Here is a 16,527-nt window from a genome sequence, read left to right as displayed (position 1 = left end):
CGGCGAAGCTTCAGGCCGTCTGGTGAAGTTTCAGCCCGTCCGGCGTTTGAGGACGAGGCGCGAAGCGCCGACAAGAGCTGGGGTCCAGGGGGCGCAGCGCCCCTGGTTTCGGAGAAGGGGCGGGAGCGGGGCGCCCCGCGAGGGCAACGCGCCTAGGGCCTGTCGTCCCCCCGGGCCGCGGCCAGCAACTCCTCCGCGTGCGCCCGAGCGGTCTCGGAGTCCTCCTGCCCGGCGAGCATGCGCGAGAGCTCCCGCACCCGGTCCTCCCCTTCGAGCACCTGCACCCCGGACCGCGTCACCGACCCGTCGTTCGTCTTCTCGACGAGCAACTGCCGATCGGCGAACGCGGCCACCTGCGGAAGGTGGGTGACGACGACGACCTGCGCGGACTTGGCGAGCCGCGCGAGCCGCCGCCCGATCTCCACCGCGGCCTTGCCGCCGACCCCGGCGTCGACCTCGTCGAAGAGGTACGTGGGCACGGGGTCCGTACCGGCGAAGACGACCTCCACGGCGAGCATGACCCGGGACAGCTCGCCTCCGGAGGCGCCCTTGGCGATGGGCCGCGGCGGTGCCCCCGGGTGGGGGGCGAGGAGCAGCTCGACCTCGTCGACCCCGGCGGACCCGTACGCGACCGTGCGGCCGTCGATCTCGACGCCGTCGGGGTCGTCGTTCTGCCGGACGTCGATGGTCACGCGCGCGTGCGGCATGGCGAGCGAGGCCAGTTCCTCGGTGACGGCGGCGGCGAACCGCGTGGCGGCCTCGACGCGCGCCTCGGTCAGGGCGTGGGCGAGCCCGGAGAGCTCGGCGCGCAGCGCGTCCCGCTCGGCGGTGAGCTCGGCCAGACGGTCGTCGTCGCCCTCGAGTTCGGTGAGCCGGGTGGCGCCGTCCTCGGCCCAGGCGAGCACGGCACCGATGTCCTCGCCGTACTTGCGGGTGAGCTGGGTGAGCGCGGCCCGGCGCTCCTCCACGGCGGCGAGCCGCAGCGGATCGGCGTCGAGGTCGTCGGCGTACCCGGCGAGCTCGCCCGCGACGTCCGACAGGAGGATGCCGATCTCGCCGATGCGGTCGGCGAGGCCGGAGAGGGCGGCGTCGTGGGAGCGGACGGCCTCCAGGGCCCGGTGGGCGCCCGCGACCAGCGTCGTGGCGTCCACGCCCTCGGGGTCCTCGGGATTGCCGGCGAGGGCCGCGTGCGCGACGGTCGCGGCGGAGGCGAGGGCTTCGGCGTGGCCGAGGCGCTCGGCCTCGGCGGCCAGTTCGGTGTCCTCGCCCGCGCGCGGTTCGACAGCGGCGATCTCCTCCAGGCCGAAGCGCAGCATGTCGGCTTCCTGGGCGCGCTCGCGGGCGCGCGTGGTGATCTCGTCGAGCTCGGTGGTGACGGCGCGCAGCCTGCGGTACGCGGCCCGGTACTTGTCGAGGGGCCCGGCGACGGCCTCGCCCGCGTACCGGTCGAGCGCGCCGCGCTGCCGGGCGGGCTTCAGCAGGCCCTGCTGGTCGGTCTGGCCGTGCACGGCGACGAGTTCGTCGGCCAGCTCGGCGAGGACGCCGACGGGCACGGAGCGCCCGCCGAGGTGGGCCCGGGAGCGGCCCTCGGCCGAGACGGTGCGGCTGACGAGGAGCGCCCCGTCGTCGAGTTCGGCCCCGGCCTCCTCGGCGCGCACGGCCGCGGCGGCGCCCGCGGGCACGGTGATCCGCCCCTCGACGACCGCCGACTTGGCACCGATCCGCACCAGGGCGGGGTCGGCTCTCCCGCCGAGCAACAGGCCGAGGCTCGTGACGACCATGGTCTTGCCCGCGCCGGTCTCACCGGTGACGGCGGTGAAGCCGGGCGACAGCTCGACCACCGCGTCGTCGATGACTCCGAGCGACCGTATCCGCATCTCCTCCAACACGGACAAGACCATACGAGGTCAGGGGGCCGCCGTGCGACGTGCCCCGGTCTCCGCGCCGGAACGCGCAGGTGGCGGGGCGCCCGGAAACTCCCTGTTCACCCGCCGGGGTGGGGTTTTCCACAGGGAAACCCTGAGGACGCCACCATGGTGACGGGCCGACCCCGCGCCGGATCATGAACGGTATGAACACAGGCACGTCCCGGCGGGGTACGGGACACAGGCGAGGCGCGGGGCTCCGACGAGGCACAGGACTGGCGCGGGCCGCCCTGCGCTCCCACCGCCCGGCGTTCGTCGGCACGGCCGTCGCGGCGCTCTTCGCGGCGACCGTGGTGAGCGCGTCGACGACGATGCTGTGGACCACGAGCGCGGACGGCCTCTCGGCGCACGCCCGGCACCGGCTCACCGAGAACGGCGTGGGCGACACGGCAACCGTCCTCCTGATCGGTTCTGTCTACATGTCGATTTTCGTGGTCGCGTCCACCATGGGCACCGCCGTGGTCCAGCAGCACCGCGAGCTCGCCCTGGTCCGCTCCATCGGCGCCAGACCCCGGCAGGTCCGCCGGGCCGTGGCCGTCCAGGCGCTCGCCGCGTCCGTACCGGCGGCGCTCGCCGGCTTCGCGCTCGGCGGTGTCCTGGCCCGGTTCTGGTTCCGCGGGATGGTCGGCCACGGCCTCGTCCCGGCCGAGGTGCCCTTCCGCTTCAGCTGGCTTGCGCTGCCCGTCTGCCTGGCCGTGGCGGTGGTCACCTCCGCACTCGCCGCGGTTCTCTCCTCGCTCCGGTTCTCCCTGCTGCGCCCGGCGCGCGCCCTGGACGAGGCAGCGGCGGGGCGACGCGGGCTCGGCCTGCTGCGGGCGCCCCTCGGCCTGCTCGCGGTCGCGGGCGGCGCCACGCTGTCGATGCTGCTCTCCCGGCAGCCCGCGGACGAGGCGGGCGAGGGCGCGTTCCTCGTCCTGATCCTGTTCTGCGTGGGCGCGGGGCTGCTCGGGCCGCGCGTCGTCGGGCCCGCGGCCCGGCTGGTCTCCGCGGTCGTGGGCAGGCTCGGCGGCGGCGCGGCGCGCCTGGCGATGCTGAACGTCCGCTCCCAGCCCCGCCGCTTCTCCGCGGCGGTGGTGCCGCTGCTCCTGGTCGTCGGCTTCGGCCTCACGAAGATCGCCATACACACGACGGCACAGCACCACACCGGCTCGGCGGGCAGCACCGGCGAGGTCTGGATGGACTACACGGGCACGTCGCTGTACGCCGGCTTCGCCGCGATCGCCTCGGCGAACACCCTCGCCATGATCTCCTTCGAGCGCCGCCGCGACCTGGCCCTGCTGCGGGTCGTCGGCTCCCAGCGCCGCCAGGTGCGGGCCATGGCCGCCTGGGAGGCGGTGGTCGTCGCCGGTACGGCACTGCTCCTTGGCGCCGCGATCTCCCTCGCCACGCTCGCCCCGATGCTGAGCACCGCCTTCGGCTCGGCCGTACCGCACCTGCCGTGGACGGTCCCGACCGCCATCGCGGCAGGCACACTGCTCCTGACCCTCGGCGCCACGGGCCTGCCGGTGGCGGCGGCACTGCGCCGCCGCGCGATAACGGTGATAGCCGCGACCTGACCCCACGGACGCCCCGCAAGGGCACGGGGAACCCTGCGGCACGGACGCCCCGCAAGGGGCACGGGAAACCCTGCGGTACGGTCACCCCGGCAGGGGCGCGGGGAACTGCGCGCCCAGCCCCCACCGGCCCGCAGGCCGAGCGACCCGCCAGCCCGCGGCAGACGCCCCGCCAGCCCGAAGGGCGAGCCCCCACCGCCCCGCGGAACGAACCCCCCGCCCGACCGGCAAGGTCACCCCGCACATCCAGCAAAGCGCAAAGCGCTGAGCGCCAGGCCCTAGTGAGGAGCCCCCCGCCACCCCGAAACCGGCAGCGCGAACTTCGCCACGAGCCGGTCCGTGAACGAGGCATGGTGCAGCCGGGCGAGCCGCACGGGCACGGCACCCCGGCGCACCTCGACGCGCGCCCCGTCGGGCAGCTCCAGGGTCCGCCGTCCGTCGCACCACAGCACCCCGTGCGGGGTGTGCGGCTGGACCTCGACGGCGAGGACGGAGTTCGGCGAGGTCACCAGGGGCTTGGCGAAGAGGGCGTGCGCGCTGATGGGCACCATCAGGAGGGCTTCGACCTCGGGCCACACCACGGGCCCTCCGGCCGAGAACGCGTACGCCGTCGACCCGGTCGGGGTGGCGCACACGATGCCGTCGCAGCCGAAGCCGGTGACCGGGCGGCCGTCGATCTCCAGGACGACCTCCAGGATCCGCTCGGCCGACATCTTCTGCACGGCGGCCTCGTTGAGGGCCCAGTCCCGGTGTACGACGTCGCCGTTGCTGTGCACGACGACGTCGACGGTCATGCGCTCCTCGACCTCGTACGCCTTGGTGACGACGCGGTCGACGACCTTGTCCAGGTCGTCCCGCTCGGCCTCGGCGAGGAAGCCGACCCGGCCCAGGTTCACCCCGAGCATCGGCACCCCGGAGGCGCGGGCGAACTCGGCGCCGCGCAGCAGCGTCCCGTCACCGCCGAGCACGATGAGGAGTTCGCAGCCGTCCAGGCAGGCGGGTGTCGCCTCCTTGACCAGCTGCACCGACGGTGGCAGCGGCAGGTCCGCGGCCTCCGCCTCCAGGACCCGCACGCCGATGCCGCTGCGCAGCAACCCCTGAACGACGAGTTCGGCGCTGCGGACGGCCGCGGGCCTGCCGGTGTGCGCCAGGAGAAAAACAGTACGAGCTCGGGTCTGACTCAACGGGGCCCCTCCGCCACGGCACGGTCGACGTCCGCCGGGTCGAGTTCCGGCGCCCCGGCGCGCAGCCACAGAAAGTACTCGACATTCCCCGAGGGTCCGGGCAGCGGGCTCGCGGTCACCCCGCGCACGCCGAGGCCGAGCCCCCACGCCTGCCGTGCCACCGTCCGCACGGCCTCCGCCCGCAGCTCCGCGCTGCGCACCACGCCGCCGCTGCCCAGGCGCTCCTTGCCGACCTCGAACTGCGGCTTGACCATGAGGACGAGGTCCGCGTCGGGTGCGGCGCAGCGTGCGAGGGCGGGCAGCACGAGCCCCAGCGGAATGAAGGAGAGATCGCCGACGACCAGGTCGACGGGCACGTCGTCGATGAGGTCGAGCGTCAACTCGCGTACGTTCGTACGGTCCTTGACGGTGACCCGGTCGTCACTCTGCAGCGACCAGGCGAGCTGGCCGTAGCCGACGTCGACGGCGACGACGTGCGCGACGCCCGCGCGCAGCAGCACATCGGTGAAGCCGCCGGTGGAGGCGCCCGCGTCCAGGGCGCGCCGCCCCTCGACGGCGAGCCCCTCGGGCACGAAGGCCTTCAGGGCGCCCGCGAGCTTGTGGCCGCCGCGCGAGACGTAGTCGGGGTCGCCGTCGTCCTGGGTGACGACGATCGCGGCGGCCGTCTCCACCTGCGTGGCCGGCTTGGTCGCGAGGGTCTTGCCGACGCTCACCCGGCCGGCGGCGATCAGCTGGCTTGCGTGCTCGCGCGAGCGCGCGAGCTTCCGGCGCACCAGCTCGGCGTCGAGGCGGCGGCGTGCCACTCCTGCCACGTTCGGTTCAGCTCCTGTCGTACGAGGGTCCGGGCGTGCCCGACGGCGCGGGCGGCCCGGGGCGTGCGTCCAGCGCGGTGAGCGCGTCGCGCAGGCCCCGGTGGACATCCTCGTACACCTCGATGTGGCCGTCCGTGGCGAGGTGGTCGGCGTCGGCGAGACGCCCGAGCCACGCGTCGACCTCGGCGTTGCCCGTAGGGGTGCGGACCACTTCCAGGGGGGCGGGCCCGGCAGGGGCGGAGTCCGCCTCCGCGGCGGCGTCCCGCGCCGCCGGAAGCACGGGCTCCACCTCTCTGAGCTCGGGCTCGGGGCCCGGCGTCCAGTCGCTCATGGCACGACGCTACATCGAAGCCCTGCGGTACCGTCGATCACGATGGCGACCATGGCGGAGTGCCGCAGCGCACTCGACAGACTCTCGGACAACCTGGCGGGCGCCGACGGCGACGTACGCAGTGCGGCGGCCCTCGACCGCACCTTGAGCTGCCACATCACCGATCTGGACGGCACGTTCACCGGCCGCCTGGAGAACGGCCGGATCGATGTCCTCGACCAGCATGCGGGGCCGCCCCGGGTGAAGGCCCAGATCCGCCTCGCCATGACCGCCCCCGACCTGCTCGCCCTCGTCGACGGCGAGCTGAACTTCACCAAGGCGTGGGCCGGTGGCCGCGTCAGACTGGAGGCGGGCCTGCGGGATCTGCTGCGCCTGCGCTCGCTGCTCTGACTCCGGCGCGGGCGCTGTTCCCGGAGCCGCTGTTCACCAGGGCACCCTCTACGTTCACCGAGGCACCCGCTACGAGGCCACGCGGGCCTTGCGCGCCGCGGGCACGACCAGCGGCGTCCCCGTCTCCGGGTCGTCGATGATCCGGCACTTGATCCCGAACGCCTCCGCCACCAGCTCCGCGGTGACGATCTCCATCGGCGGGCCCTCGGCCAGCACCTTCCCGTCGCGCAGCGCGATGAGGTGGGTGGCGTAGCGGGCGGCGTGGTTCAGGTCGTGCAGGACGGCGACCAGCGTGCGCCCCTGCTCCTCGTGCAGATCGGCGCAGAGGTCGAGGACGTCGATCTGGTGCTGGATGTCGAGGAACGTGGTCGGCTCGTCGAGCAGCAGCAGCGGCGTCTGCTGGGCGAGGGCCATGGCGATCCAGACGCGCTGGCGCTGGCCGCCGGACAGCTCGTCGACGTACCGGTCCGCCAGCTCGGCGACGCCGGTGGACTCCATGGACTCGCGCACGATCCGCTCGTCGTCGCCCGACCACTGCCGCAGCAGTCCCTGATGCGGGTAGCGGCCGCGGGCCACCAGGTCGCCGACCGTGATGCCGTCCGGGGCGATGGAGGACTGCGGGAGCAGACCGAGGGTCCTCGCGACCTTCTTCGCGGGCAGCGAGTGGATGGTCTGCCCGTCGAGGAGCACCCGTCCGGCTGACGGCTTGAGCATGCGGGACAGGGCGCGGAGCAGCGTCGACTTGCCGCAGGCGTTGGGGCCGACGATCACCGTGAAGGAGTTGTCGGGTATCTCGACGGACAGCTTCTCCGCGATGACGCGCTGGTCGTAGCCGAGGGTGACGTCGTCGGCGATGAGCCGGTTCACAGGGCACGCTCCTGGTCGTGAGTGTCTTCGTACGCGGACGAGGGCCTCGGCCCCGCGGAGGTCGGCCGCACGGGCGCGGGCGGCACGGGTGTCGGACTCATATGCGCCCCGCCTTGCGCTCGGTGACGAGCAGCCACAGCAGATACACGCCGCCGAGGACGCCGGTGACGACGCCGACGGGCAGCTGGTCGGCGCCGAAGACCCGCTGCGAGGCCCAGTCGGCGACGACGAGGAGGGTGGCGCCCATGCACATGGCGGGCAGCAGGTTCGGGCCCGGCGAGCGGGTCAGGCGGCGGGCCAGCTGGGGCGCGGTGAGGGCGACGAAGCTGACGGGTCCTGCGGCCGCGGTCGCCGCCGCCGTGAGCAGCACAGCGGCGGTCATCAGGACGACGCGGGTGCGCTCGACGGGCACCCCGAGCGCGTACGCGATGTCGTCACCCATCTCCAGCATCCGCAGCGGACGGGCGTGCGCGACGATCAGTGGCAGGAGCACGGCGCACAGCGCGAGCAGCGGCCACACCTGCTCCCAGTCGCGGCCGTTGAGGGAGCCCGTCATCCACACGACCGCCCGCGCCGCGTCGACGAGGTCGGCCTTGGTCAGCAGATAGCCGTTCATGGCGACGGCGAAGGCGTTCACGCCGATGCCGACGAGGACGAGCCGGTAGCCGTGGACGCCCTGCTTCCAGGCGAGGAGGTACATCGCGACGCCGGTGACAAGGCCGCCGACGAGCGCGCCGCCCGCGACCTCGTTGGCACTGCCCTGGAAGATCACGATCATCAGGAGGGCGCCCGCGGTGGAGCCCTGTCCGATGCCGAGGACGTCCGGGCTGCCCAGCGGATTGCGGGCGATGGACTGGAAGAGCGCACCGCCGAGACCGAGCGAGGCACCCACCAGGAGGGCGACGACGACCCGCGGCAGCCGCAGGTCGTTGATGATGAACTCCTGGCCGGGGTCGCCGTTGCCGAGCAGGGTGCGGATGACGTCGGCGGCCGGGATGTCGAAGTCGCCGGTGCCGATGAGCACGACGCTCGCGGCGAGCGCGGCGAGAACGAGCGCCACCACGACGACGGCCGCGCGGACGTCGAAGCGGACGGACACTCCGCCGCGGCCGCGCAGCGCGCGGGTGCGCAGCGCCGGGGCACGGGTGGCGCTGGTACGCCGGTTGCGTAGGGCCTTCACAGCTGCGCCGTCCTCCGCCGTCGTACGAGCATGATGAACACCGGGGCGCCGATGGCCGCGGTGACGATGCCGACCTGGAGTTCGGCGGGCCGCGAGACCACCCGGCCGAGCACGTCGGCACCGAGCAGCAGGACGGGCGAGAGGACGGCGGCGAAGGGGAAGATCCAGCGCATGTCCGGGCCGGTGAAGGAGCGCACGATGTGCGGCACCATGAGGCCGACGAACATGATGGGCCCGCACGCGGCGGTCGCGGCGCCGCACAGCAGCGTCGCGGAGACCATCGACAGCGCGCGGGTGCGGGTCAGATGGGCGCCGAGCGCGCGGGCGGTGTCGTCCCCCATCGCCACGGCGTTCAAGGGCCGGGCGAGGCCGAGGGCGAGCAGGGTGCCCACGGCGAGGAACGGCGCGACCTGCTGGATCGTCTCCATCTTGGCGGAGGCCAGCGAGCCGACCGTCCAGAAGCGCATCTTGTCGAGCGCGGCGTTGTCCGTGATCATCACGGCCTGGAGATAGCCGGAGAGGGCCGCGGTCAGCGCCGTACCGGCGAGGGCGAGCCGTACCGGAGTGGCGCTGCGGGTGCCGCCGAGCGCGTACACGAGGGCGCCGACGACCGCGGCGCCGACGAAGGCGAACCACACATAGCCGCTCAGCGAGGTGACGCCGAAGAAGCTGATGGCGGTGACGACGGCGGCGGACGCGCCCATGTTGATGCCGAGCAGTCCGGGGTCGGCCAGCGGATTGCGGGTCAGCGCCTGCAGGACGGCGCCGGACAGGCCGAGCGCCATGCCCGCGAGGAGACCGAGCAGCGTCCGGGACACCCGCTCGCCGACGACGATGTCGGCGTACGTCCCCGAGTCGTGGAAGAGGCCGTGCCAGACCTGCTCCATGGAGAGCGGTTTGGCGCCCACGGCGATGCTGAGGAACACCAGGGCGAGCAGCACCACGACGGAGAGCAGGAGCCCGGCGCCGCGTATCGCGCGGCGGCCGGGTGGCGCGGGAGCGGTCTCCGCGCTGGGTTCGGGGGGACTGTCGACCAACACCCGGTTAGGTTAGCCTACCCTCCCAACGCTCTTCGACGAGAGAAGCACCACGAATGCCCCGGTCACGCCCCGCGTCCGCGTCCTCCCTCACCCGCCGCGGGCTGCTCGCGGGCGGCGCCGCCCTGGGCCTGAGCGCCCTCCTCACCGCGTGCGGTGACGACGACGGCGACAAGTCCGGCGCGGGCTCCGGCGACGGCAGGGCCTGGAGCTTCAAGGACGACCGCGGCAGGACCGCCCGGACCGACGCGATGCCGAAGAACATCGTCGCCTACGTCAGCACGGCCGCGGCCCTGCACGACTACGGCGTCGAGTGCACCGCGATCTTCGGCCCCTCCAAGCCGGTCGACGGCAAGCCCAACTCGCAGGCCGGCGATCTCGATGTCGACAAACTGACCAGCCTCGGCGAGACCTGGGGCCAGTTCAACATCGAGAAGTACGCGTCCCTGAAGCCCGACCTGCTGATCAGCAACATGTTCCCGCCCCCGGGCCTCTGGTTCGTCCCCGAGGAGAGCAGCAAGAAGATCGCCGCCCTCGCTCCGACGGTCGGCATCAACGGCGCCCGCGCCTCCCTCCTGGAACCGCTGAAGCGCTACACCGAGCTGGCCACCGCCCTCGGCGGCGACCTGGACACGGAGAAGGTACGGGCCGCCAGGTCCCGCTTCCAGAAGGCCGAGCAGACCGTGCGCAAGGCCGCGAAGGCCAACGGCGGCCTCAAGGTCATGGCGATGACGGGCGACGACGACCAGATGTACGTGGCCGTGCCCGACGCCTACTGCGACCTCAACTACTTCAAGGATCTCGGCGTCGAGTTCGTCGAGGGCAAGAAGAGCGACGAGTGGGGCTTCTGGGAGTTCCTGAGCTGGGAGAACGCCAACAAGTACCACGCCGATCTCATCCTGATCGACAACCGTTCCACCTCGTTCTCGGCGCAGCAGCTCGCGAAGAAGCCGACCTGGAACGAACTCCCCGCCGTCAAGGCCGGACAGACCGCCCCCTGGTCGATGGAGGAGCGCTACAGCTACGCCGGCTACGCCCCCGTACTCGAACAGCTCGCGGCCGCCATCGAGAAGTCGAAGAAGCTCAAGCGATAACGCACGGGTCCGGACCGGACCCTGCCGCACGGGGTCCGGCCCGGACCCTGCCGCTCAGGAATCGGATCCAGCCGCTCAGGAAAGAGGCTCACGCCATGTCCGACGCCCCCTTCCAGTTCTTCGACGCCGAGGTCCTGCGCACCGAACGCCTGACGCCGTCCATGGTCCGCGTGGCCTTCGGCGGCTCCGGCATGGCACGGATGGCGTCGGGCGGCAGGGACCAGCGCTTCAAGGTGTTCCTGCCGCAGCCGGGCCAGAGCGCCCCGGTCATGCCGGACACCGAGTCCGCCGACTGGTACGCCGCCTGGCGCTCCCTCGACCCCGGTGTCCGCGGCATCATGCGGACGTACACCATCCGCGAGCTGCGCCGCGACCCGACCGAGTTGATCGTCGACTTCGCCGTGCACCCGCCCGCCCCCGACGCACCGGCGAGCACCGAGGGCCCGGCCTCACGCTGGGCCCGTACGGCGCGCCCCGGCACCCGGGTCGGTGTGCTCGCCCCGGTCGAGGAGGAGAACGCCGCGTACGACTTCCGGCCGCCGGAGGACACCGACTGGATCCTGCTGACCGGCGACGAGTCGGCGCTGCCCGCCGTCGCCGGCATCCTGGAGGCACTGCCGCCGTCGGCACGGGTCCTCGCCTGGCTCGAACTCCACGACCCGGCCGACCGCCAGCAACTCCTCACCAAGGCCGAGGCCGACATCGTCTGGCTCACGGGCGAGGGAACGACCACCGACGCCATCCGCACCGCCCGCCTGCCCACGGGCACCCCCTACGCCTGGATCGCCGGCGAGTCCGCCACGGTCAGGGCGGTCCGCCGCCACCTGGTCTCCGACCGGGGCTTCGACCGCAAACGCGTGAAGTTCACGGGTTACTGGCGCAAGGGGGCGACGGAGGACCAGTTGCTGGAGGGCGGCGAGAACGCGTAGCCCCCGGCGAGATCTTCCAGCCCGTCCGGCGTTTGAGGACGAGGCGCGAAGCGCCGATAAGGGCGGGGGTCCAGGGGGCGCAGCGCCCCTGGTCTCGGGAAGGGGCGGGATTGGGGAAAAACCCCTACAACCCCAGCCGCCCCAACACCTTCCCCCCGTCGAGCCCACACACCCCATCCCCCGCCTGCCCCCAGGCAACCGCACACAACGCCCGCAACCCATCCAAGGCACTCCCCTCCCCCTCAAGGGCAAACGCATCCCCCCGCAGGAAAGCGGTGAACCCCCCACACCGGAACCCCTCCCCCTCCGCCACCACATCGGGCTGCCCGCCAAGAAGCCCCCGCAGGTCCGCGTCCACATAGGTGGGCCGATGCTCGGGCCGAGCAGCAAGCAGCCGCGCCCCGTCGGTGACCCCGGTCAGCACGAGCAACGAGTCGACGCCCCCGGCGAAGGCCCCCTCGATGTCGGTGTCGAGCCGATCCCCGACGACGAGCGGCCGCACCGCCCCCGTCCGCAGAATCGTCTCCCGGTGCATGGGAGGCAGCGGCTTCCCCGCCACCTGCGGCTCCGCACCCGTCGCGATCCGCACGACCTCCACGGCCGCGCCGTTGCCGGGCGCGATGCCCCGCCCGCTCGGGATGGTCAGGTCGGTGTTGGACGCGAACCACGGCACCCCGCGCGCTACGGCGTAACTGGCCTCGGCAAACCGCGACCAGGCGAGATCGGGCCCGCCGTACCCCTGCACCACGGCCACCGGATCGTCGTCGGCGGATTCCACCGGCTCGAGACCGCGCTCACGCAACGCGACCCGCAGCCCCTCACCCCCGATGACAAGGACCCGCGCCCCGGCGGGCACTTGCTCACTGACGAGCCGCGCCACGGCCTGCGCCGAGGTGATCACGTCGGACGCGGCGGCCGGGATGCCGAGCTCCGTCAGATGGTCGGCGACGGCGTCCGGCGTACGCAGCGCGTTGTTCGTCACGTACGCGAGGTGCATGCCCCCGGACCGGGCGGTGTCCAGCGACTCGACGGCGTGCGCGATGGCCTCGCCACCCGCGTACACCACGCCGTCGAGGTCGAGCAGCGCCGTGTCGTAGCCGGCGTTCAAGGCCTGCGCACTGCCCTCGGGGCGGGTCCTCACGGGCACGCTGCCCGTCCGGTTGCCGGTCTGGCTCATTACGTATAGCTCCTCACTATGTGCACTGCCCCGATCATCTCCCACGCCGGAGGGACACTTACGATGCACTAATGAACACAGCGGGTCACAACGACGTCCGAGGCCTCGATCTTGTTCCGTTCCGAGGAGTGCGCTACGACCCGGAGAGAGTGGGTTCCCTCGCCGCCGTGACGTCACCGCCGTACGACGTGGTGGTGCGGCCCGACGGCCTCCTCGAACTGGAGTCGGCCGACCCGCACAACATCGTCCGTCTGATCCTGCCGCAGGCGACCACGCCCGCCGCCCGCAACCGCCAGGCCGCCGACACCCTCCACGAGTGGCTCGGCGAGGGCGTCCTCGCCCCCGACCCGGTACCCGGCCTGTACGTGTACGAACAGCGGGACGGCGACATGCTGCAGCGCGGCGTCATCGGTGCCCTGCGCCTGTCCGAGCCCGCCGCCGGCGTCGTCCTGCCGCACGAGGACGTCATGCCGCACGTCGTGGAGGACCGCGCGGCCCTGATGCGCGCGACTGCCGCCAACCTGGAACCGCTGCTGCTCACCTACCGCGGCGACGACCCGACGAGCGGCACGGCCGCCGTCATAGAGCGGGCCATACAGCACAAGCCGCTGCTGTCCACGACGACGGAGGACGGCTACAGCCACCGTCTGTGGGCGGTGACCGAACCGGCGGAGATCTCCGAGATCCGGTCGGACCTGGCGCACCACCAGGCTCTCATCGCCGACGGACACCACCGCTGGGCCACGAATCTGCGCCTGCGCGCCGAGCACCCCTCGCCGGGCCCCTGGGACTTCGGCCTGGTCCTGCTCGTGGACACGGCCCGCTATCCGCTGCGGGTCCGCGCCATCCACCGGTACCTGCACGGCCTCCCGGTCGCGGAGGCCCTGGCCGCCCTCGAAGGCTCCTTCCGGGTACGTACCCTGCGGGGCTCCCTGCCCGATGCACAGGCGGCCCTCGCGGGGGCGGCGGCGGACGGCAACGCGTTCCTGCTGGTGGGCGACGGCGCGTACCACCTCGTGGACCGCCCCTCCCCCGATCTCCTGGCCCGTACGATCCCGAGCGGCCGCCCGGAGGCCTGGCGCACCCTCGACGCGACCGTCCTGCACTCGGCGATACTCGACCACCTCTGGCGCGTCCCGGACGCCCCGGAGCACATCGCGTACATCCATCACACGGAGGCCACCGTCGAGAAGGCCGAGCGTGAGGGCGGCACGGCGGTGCTGATGCACCCGGTGCGCGAGGAGGTCGTGCGCGAGCTGGCGCAGCAGGGGGTCACGATGCCCCGCAAGTCGACGTCGTTCGGCCCGAAGCCGGCGACGGGCCTGGTCCTGCGAGACCTGGCGTTCTGACCCCCGTCCACGACGGACCCCGCACACGACGGACTCCGCACACGACGAAGGGGTGGACCTCCGGTCGGAGGTCCACCCCTTCGTTCATTCACTCACTCGCTCACTGCCGTCAGTCGTCGTCGCGCTCGACGACGACGGCGTCCTCGACGGATTCGACGGATTCGACGGACTCGATGGAGTCGATGGGCTCCACGGCCTCGGCGGCCGGACGGACCGCGGGGTCTTCGCCCGACTCGACGGTACGGGCCGACCGGGCGTCGCGGACCGACTCGGGCTCGGACTCCCGCACCGACTGGGGCTCGGACTCGCGGACCGGCTCGGCTTCGTGGTCCGGCTCCGCCTCGTCGCCCTGGTCGCCCTCGTCGCCGTTGAAGGCGTCGACGAACTCGACTCCGTCCAGCTCGGCGAGGCGGTCGGACGCGTCGGTGCTGCCGTCCTTGTCGGCCTCGACGGCCTTGGCGAACCACTCGCGCGCCTCGTCCTCGCGCTCGGCGGCGAGCAGGGCGTCGGCGTAGGCGTACCGCAGACGGGCCGTCCAGGGCTGCACCGAGTGGGACGCGAGCTCGGGGCTCTGCAGCGTGACGATGGCGGCGTCGACCTGCCCCATGTCGCGTCGGGCACCGGCGGCGACGAGCCGCATCTCGACCTGTCCGGCCTTGTCGAGCTTGTGCACCTCGGGTGCCCCGGCCATGTCGAGCGTCTTCTCGGGCCGTCCGAGCCCGCGCTCGCAGTCGGCCATGACGGGCCACAGCTCCACGCTGCCGGTCATGCGCCGCGCGGCCCGGAACTCGGCGAGGGCCTCGCTGTACTTCTGGTTGGCGTACGCGGCGAAGCCCGCGGCCTCACGGACCGCGGCGACGCGCGAGGCGAGCCGCAGCGCGACCCGCGAGTACCCGTAGGCGCCCTCAGGGTCCTCGTCGATGAGCTTGGCGACCATCACCAGGTTCCTCGCGACGTCCTCCGCGAGGCCCTTCGGGAGGCTCTGCAGCTCCTGCCGTACGTCCTGGTCGATCTCGTCGCCCGTGACGTCGTCCGGGATCGGCAGCCGCTTGATCGGCTCACGGTCCCGCTCGCGGTCGTCACGCCGGAAGCCACCGCGGTCGCCGCGGTCACCCCGGTCGTCACGGCCGCGGAAGCCACCGGGGCGGCCTCGGCTGTCGTCACGACGCGGCCCGCGGCCTCGGTCGTCGCGGCCACGGAACCCGCCGCCACCGCGGTTGTCGTCCCGACGGAACCCACCGCGGTCACCGCGGTCGCGGTCGTCACGCCTGTCGTCCCTGCGATCGTCCCGACGGAAGCCGCCGCGATCGCCGCGATCGCGGTCGTCACGCCTGTCGTCCCTGCGGTCGTCGCGGCGGAAGCCGCCACGGTCACCGCCCCGATCGTCACGACGGTCGTCACGGCGGAAGGGCGGCCGACTGTCATCGCGCCGGAAGCCGCCACGGTCGTTGTCACGCCGGTCGTCCCTGCGGTCGTCACGGCGGAAGCCACTACGGTCACCACCGCGATCGTCACGCCGGTCGTCGCGCCGGTCATCTCGACGGTCGTCACGGCGGAACGGCGGCCGACTGTCGTCACGCCGGAACCCACCACGGTCGTTGTCACGCCGGTCATCACGGCGGAACGGCGGCCGGTCACCGTCGCGCCGGAAGCCCCCGCGGTCGCCACGGTCGCGGTCGTCACGTCGATCGTCGCGACGGTCGTCACGGCGGAAGCCACCACGGTCACCGCCCCGATCGTCCCGCCGGTCGTCACGCCGGTCGTCACGCCGGTCATCTCGACGGAACGGCGGCCGACTGTCGTCACGCCGGAACCCACCACGGTCGTTGTCACGCCGATCATCACGGCGGAAGCTGGGGCGGTCTCCTTCGCGGCGGTCGTCGCGTCGGAACGAGGGCCGTCCGCTGTCGCGGTCGTCACGGCCTCGGTAGCCGCCACCACCGCCACCGCCACGATTGTCGTCACGGCGGAACCCGCCGCGGTCACCGCGGTCACGGTCGTCACGGCGGTCGTCGCGTCGGAAGCCACCGCGGTCTCCGCGATCGCGGTCGTCACGCCGGAAGCCGCCACGGTCTCCACTGCGGTCGTTGTCACGCCGGTCGTCGCGACGGAAGCCGCCACGGTCGTTGTCGCGTCGTGGCCCACCGCGGTATCCGCCCCGGTCGCCACCATCCCGGCGGCGCTGGTCGCGCTCCGGTCGCTCGTCGGGAGAGTTGGTGGACATCGGTGACTCCTAGTCTTCGGTACCGCAGTCAGTCTGACGCAGCCGGGTAACCGGCGCTTCTCGAGCAAAACAAAAAGGACCCCTGGTCCCAGCGTGAACGCTGGGACCAGGGGTCCTCCAAAGATTGTTCGGCGGCGTCCTACTCTCCCACAGGGTCCCCCCTGCAGTACCATCGGCGCTGTGAGGCTTAGCTTCCGGGTTCGGAATGTAACCGGGCGTTTCCCTCACGCTATGACCACCGAAACCCTATGAAATATTCCGCAGAAAGCGGAATCTCAAACAGGGCAGCGAACAAGCACACTTTTCAATTAAGTAAGTGGAACTGTTCAGCCGACACAACTGTTCGTTGTTTCAGAACCAACACAGTGGACGCGAGCAACTGAGGACAAGCCCTCGGCCTATTAGTACCAGTCAACTCCACCCCTCACAGGGCTTCCATATCTGGCCTATCAACCCAGTCGTCTACTGGGAGCCT

The 16,527-nt window shown here is 72.4% G+C and carries 15 protein-coding genes and 2 rRNA genes; 5 read left to right on the top strand and 12 right to left on the bottom strand.

Going from position 1 to position 16,527, the window contains the following annotated elements; genetic code table 11:
- Positions 1–152: 152 nt before the first annotated feature.
- Positions 153–1,901, bottom strand: coding sequence for a DNA repair protein RecN (recN, locus tag GPA10_RS33570; RefSeq protein ID WP_157168765.1), 1,749 nt, complete (start codon positions 1,899–1,901; stop codon positions 153–155).
- 170 nt (positions 1,902–2,071) lie between these two features.
- Between recN and GPA10_RS33565 the strand changes: the two genes are divergently transcribed.
- Positions 2,072–3,481: an FtsX-like permease family protein gene (locus tag GPA10_RS33565; RefSeq protein ID WP_157168764.1), complete on the top strand. Its 1,410-nt coding sequence runs from the start codon at positions 2,072–2,074 to the stop codon at positions 3,479–3,481.
- 275 nt (positions 3,482–3,756) lie between these two features.
- Here the strand turns inward: GPA10_RS33565 and GPA10_RS33560 are convergent, their stop codons facing one another.
- From GPA10_RS33560 to GPA10_RS33550, 3 genes are read right to left on the bottom strand one after another with little or no spacing between them, the layout of a single operon-like run.
- Positions 3,757–4,662 carry an NAD kinase gene (locus GPA10_RS33560; protein WP_058852230.1) on the bottom strand — a complete coding sequence of 302 codons (906 nt, stop codon included), beginning with the start codon at positions 4,660–4,662 and terminating at the stop codon, positions 3,757–3,759.
- Entirely contained in the window at positions 4,659–5,474 is an 816-nt protein-coding gene (locus tag GPA10_RS33555; protein ID WP_058852229.1) for a TlyA family RNA methyltransferase, read from the bottom strand. Before GPA10_RS33555 ends, GPA10_RS33560 begins: the two co-directional genes overlap by 4 nt.
- Before the next feature lie 7 nt (positions 5,475–5,481).
- Positions 5,482–5,805 (bottom strand): hypothetical protein, encoded by a 324-nt coding sequence (locus GPA10_RS33550; RefSeq protein ID WP_079087045.1) that lies wholly within the window; start codon positions 5,803–5,805, stop codon positions 5,482–5,484.
- Between the two features lie 42 nt (positions 5,806–5,847).
- On the opposite strand from GPA10_RS33550, the gene GPA10_RS33545 reads away from it, so the two are divergent.
- Positions 5,848–6,195: an SCP2 sterol-binding domain-containing protein gene (locus GPA10_RS33545; protein WP_058852228.1), complete on the top strand. Its 348-nt coding sequence runs from the start codon at positions 5,848–5,850 to the stop codon at positions 6,193–6,195.
- 69 nt (positions 6,196–6,264) lie between these two features.
- Here the strand turns inward: GPA10_RS33545 and GPA10_RS33540 are convergent, their stop codons facing one another.
- The 3 genes from GPA10_RS33540 to GPA10_RS33530 all read right to left on the bottom strand — a co-directional run bounded on the left by GPA10_RS33540 (position 6,265) and on the right by GPA10_RS33530 (position 9,282).
- A complete protein-coding gene (locus GPA10_RS33540; protein WP_058852227.1) occupies positions 6,265–7,062 on the bottom strand; it encodes an ABC transporter ATP-binding protein in 798 nt (265 codons plus the stop codon).
- Positions 7,063–7,159: 97 nt separating this feature from the next.
- Positions 7,160–8,242, bottom strand: a complete 1,083-nt coding sequence (locus GPA10_RS33535; RefSeq protein ID WP_425505859.1) for a FecCD family ABC transporter permease — start codon at positions 8,240–8,242, stop codon at positions 7,160–7,162.
- A complete protein-coding gene (locus GPA10_RS33530) occupies positions 8,239–9,282 on the bottom strand; it encodes a FecCD family ABC transporter permease (protein WP_343041613.1) in 1,044 nt (347 codons plus the stop codon). Before GPA10_RS33530 ends, GPA10_RS33535 begins: the two co-directional genes overlap by 4 nt.
- A 53-nt stretch (positions 9,283–9,335) precedes the next feature.
- Between GPA10_RS33530 and GPA10_RS33525 the strand changes: the two genes are divergently transcribed.
- Together GPA10_RS33525 and GPA10_RS33520 are read left to right on the top strand one after the other, a co-directional pair.
- Positions 9,336–10,373 (top strand): ABC transporter substrate-binding protein, encoded by a 1,038-nt coding sequence (locus GPA10_RS33525; RefSeq protein ID WP_157168763.1) that lies wholly within the window; start codon positions 9,336–9,338, stop codon positions 10,371–10,373.
- A gap of 95 nt (positions 10,374–10,468) precedes the next feature.
- A complete protein-coding gene (locus tag GPA10_RS33520) occupies positions 10,469–11,302 on the top strand; it encodes a siderophore-interacting protein (protein WP_157168762.1) in 834 nt (277 codons plus the stop codon).
- A gap of 124 nt (positions 11,303–11,426) precedes the next feature.
- On the opposite strand, the gene GPA10_RS33515 is transcribed toward GPA10_RS33520, so the two are convergent.
- Positions 11,427–12,479 carry an HAD-IIA family hydrolase gene (locus tag GPA10_RS33515; RefSeq protein ID WP_157168761.1) on the bottom strand — a complete coding sequence of 351 codons (1,053 nt, stop codon included), beginning with the start codon at positions 12,477–12,479 and terminating at the stop codon, positions 11,427–11,429.
- 71 nt (positions 12,480–12,550) lie between these two features.
- Between GPA10_RS33515 and GPA10_RS33510 the strand changes: the two genes are divergently transcribed.
- Positions 12,551–13,828: a DUF1015 family protein gene (locus GPA10_RS33510; protein WP_058852222.1), complete on the top strand. Its 1,278-nt coding sequence runs from the start codon at positions 12,551–12,553 to the stop codon at positions 13,826–13,828.
- 109 nt (positions 13,829–13,937) lie between these two features.
- On the opposite strand, the gene GPA10_RS33505 is transcribed toward GPA10_RS33510, so the two are convergent.
- From GPA10_RS33505 to GPA10_RS33490, 4 genes are all read right to left on the bottom strand, one after another.
- Positions 13,938–14,873, bottom strand: coding sequence for a tetratricopeptide repeat protein (locus tag GPA10_RS33505; RefSeq protein WP_246260290.1), 936 nt, complete (start codon positions 14,871–14,873; stop codon positions 13,938–13,940).
- Positions 14,765–15,922, bottom strand: a complete 1,158-nt coding sequence (locus tag GPA10_RS33500; RefSeq protein WP_343041634.1) for a hypothetical protein — start codon at positions 15,920–15,922, stop codon at positions 14,765–14,767. Before GPA10_RS33500 ends, GPA10_RS33505 begins: the two co-directional genes overlap by 109 nt.
- 256 nt (positions 15,923–16,178) lie before the next feature.
- Positions 16,179–16,295: ribosomal RNA gene (gene rrf, locus GPA10_RS33495) — 5S ribosomal RNA — on the bottom strand.
- Between the two features lie 138 nt (positions 16,296–16,433).
- A 23S ribosomal RNA gene (locus GPA10_RS33490) occupies positions 16,434–16,527 on the bottom strand; the annotation flags it as partial.

It is taken from the genome of Streptomyces typhae (assembly GCF_009755605.1).
GTDB classification, from domain to species: Bacteria; Actinomycetota; Actinomycetes; order Streptomycetales; family Streptomycetaceae; genus Streptomyces; species Streptomyces typhae.
Note: the sequence above shows the minus strand (reverse complement) of the source record. Positions and strands in the feature narration are given on the sequence as shown.

Bases quoted from the DNA above. Each gene is read 5' to 3' on its own strand.
- recN (WP_157168765.1), bottom strand. From the start codon at position 1,901: ATGGTCTTGTCCGTGTTGGAGGAGATGCGGATACGGTCGCTCGGAGTC.
- GPA10_RS33565 (WP_157168764.1), top strand. From the start codon at position 2,072: ATGAACACAGGCACGTCCCGGCGGGGTACGGGACACAGGCGAGGCGCG.
- GPA10_RS33550 (WP_079087045.1), bottom strand. From the start codon at position 5,805: ATGAGCGACTGGACGCCGGGCCCCGAGCCCGAGCTCAGAGAGGTGGAG.
- GPA10_RS33545 (WP_058852228.1), top strand. From the start codon at position 5,848: ATGGCGACCATGGCGGAGTGCCGCAGCGCACTCGACAGACTCTCGGAC.
- GPA10_RS33525 (WP_157168763.1), top strand. From the start codon at position 9,336: ATGCCCCGGTCACGCCCCGCGTCCGCGTCCTCCCTCACCCGCCGCGGG.
- GPA10_RS33520 (WP_157168762.1), top strand. From the start codon at position 10,469: ATGTCCGACGCCCCCTTCCAGTTCTTCGACGCCGAGGTCCTGCGCACC.
- GPA10_RS33515 (WP_157168761.1), bottom strand. From the start codon at position 12,479: ATGAGCCAGACCGGCAACCGGACGGGCAGCGTGCCCGTGAGGACCCGC.
- GPA10_RS33510 (WP_058852222.1), top strand. From the start codon at position 12,551: ATGAACACAGCGGGTCACAACGACGTCCGAGGCCTCGATCTTGTTCCG.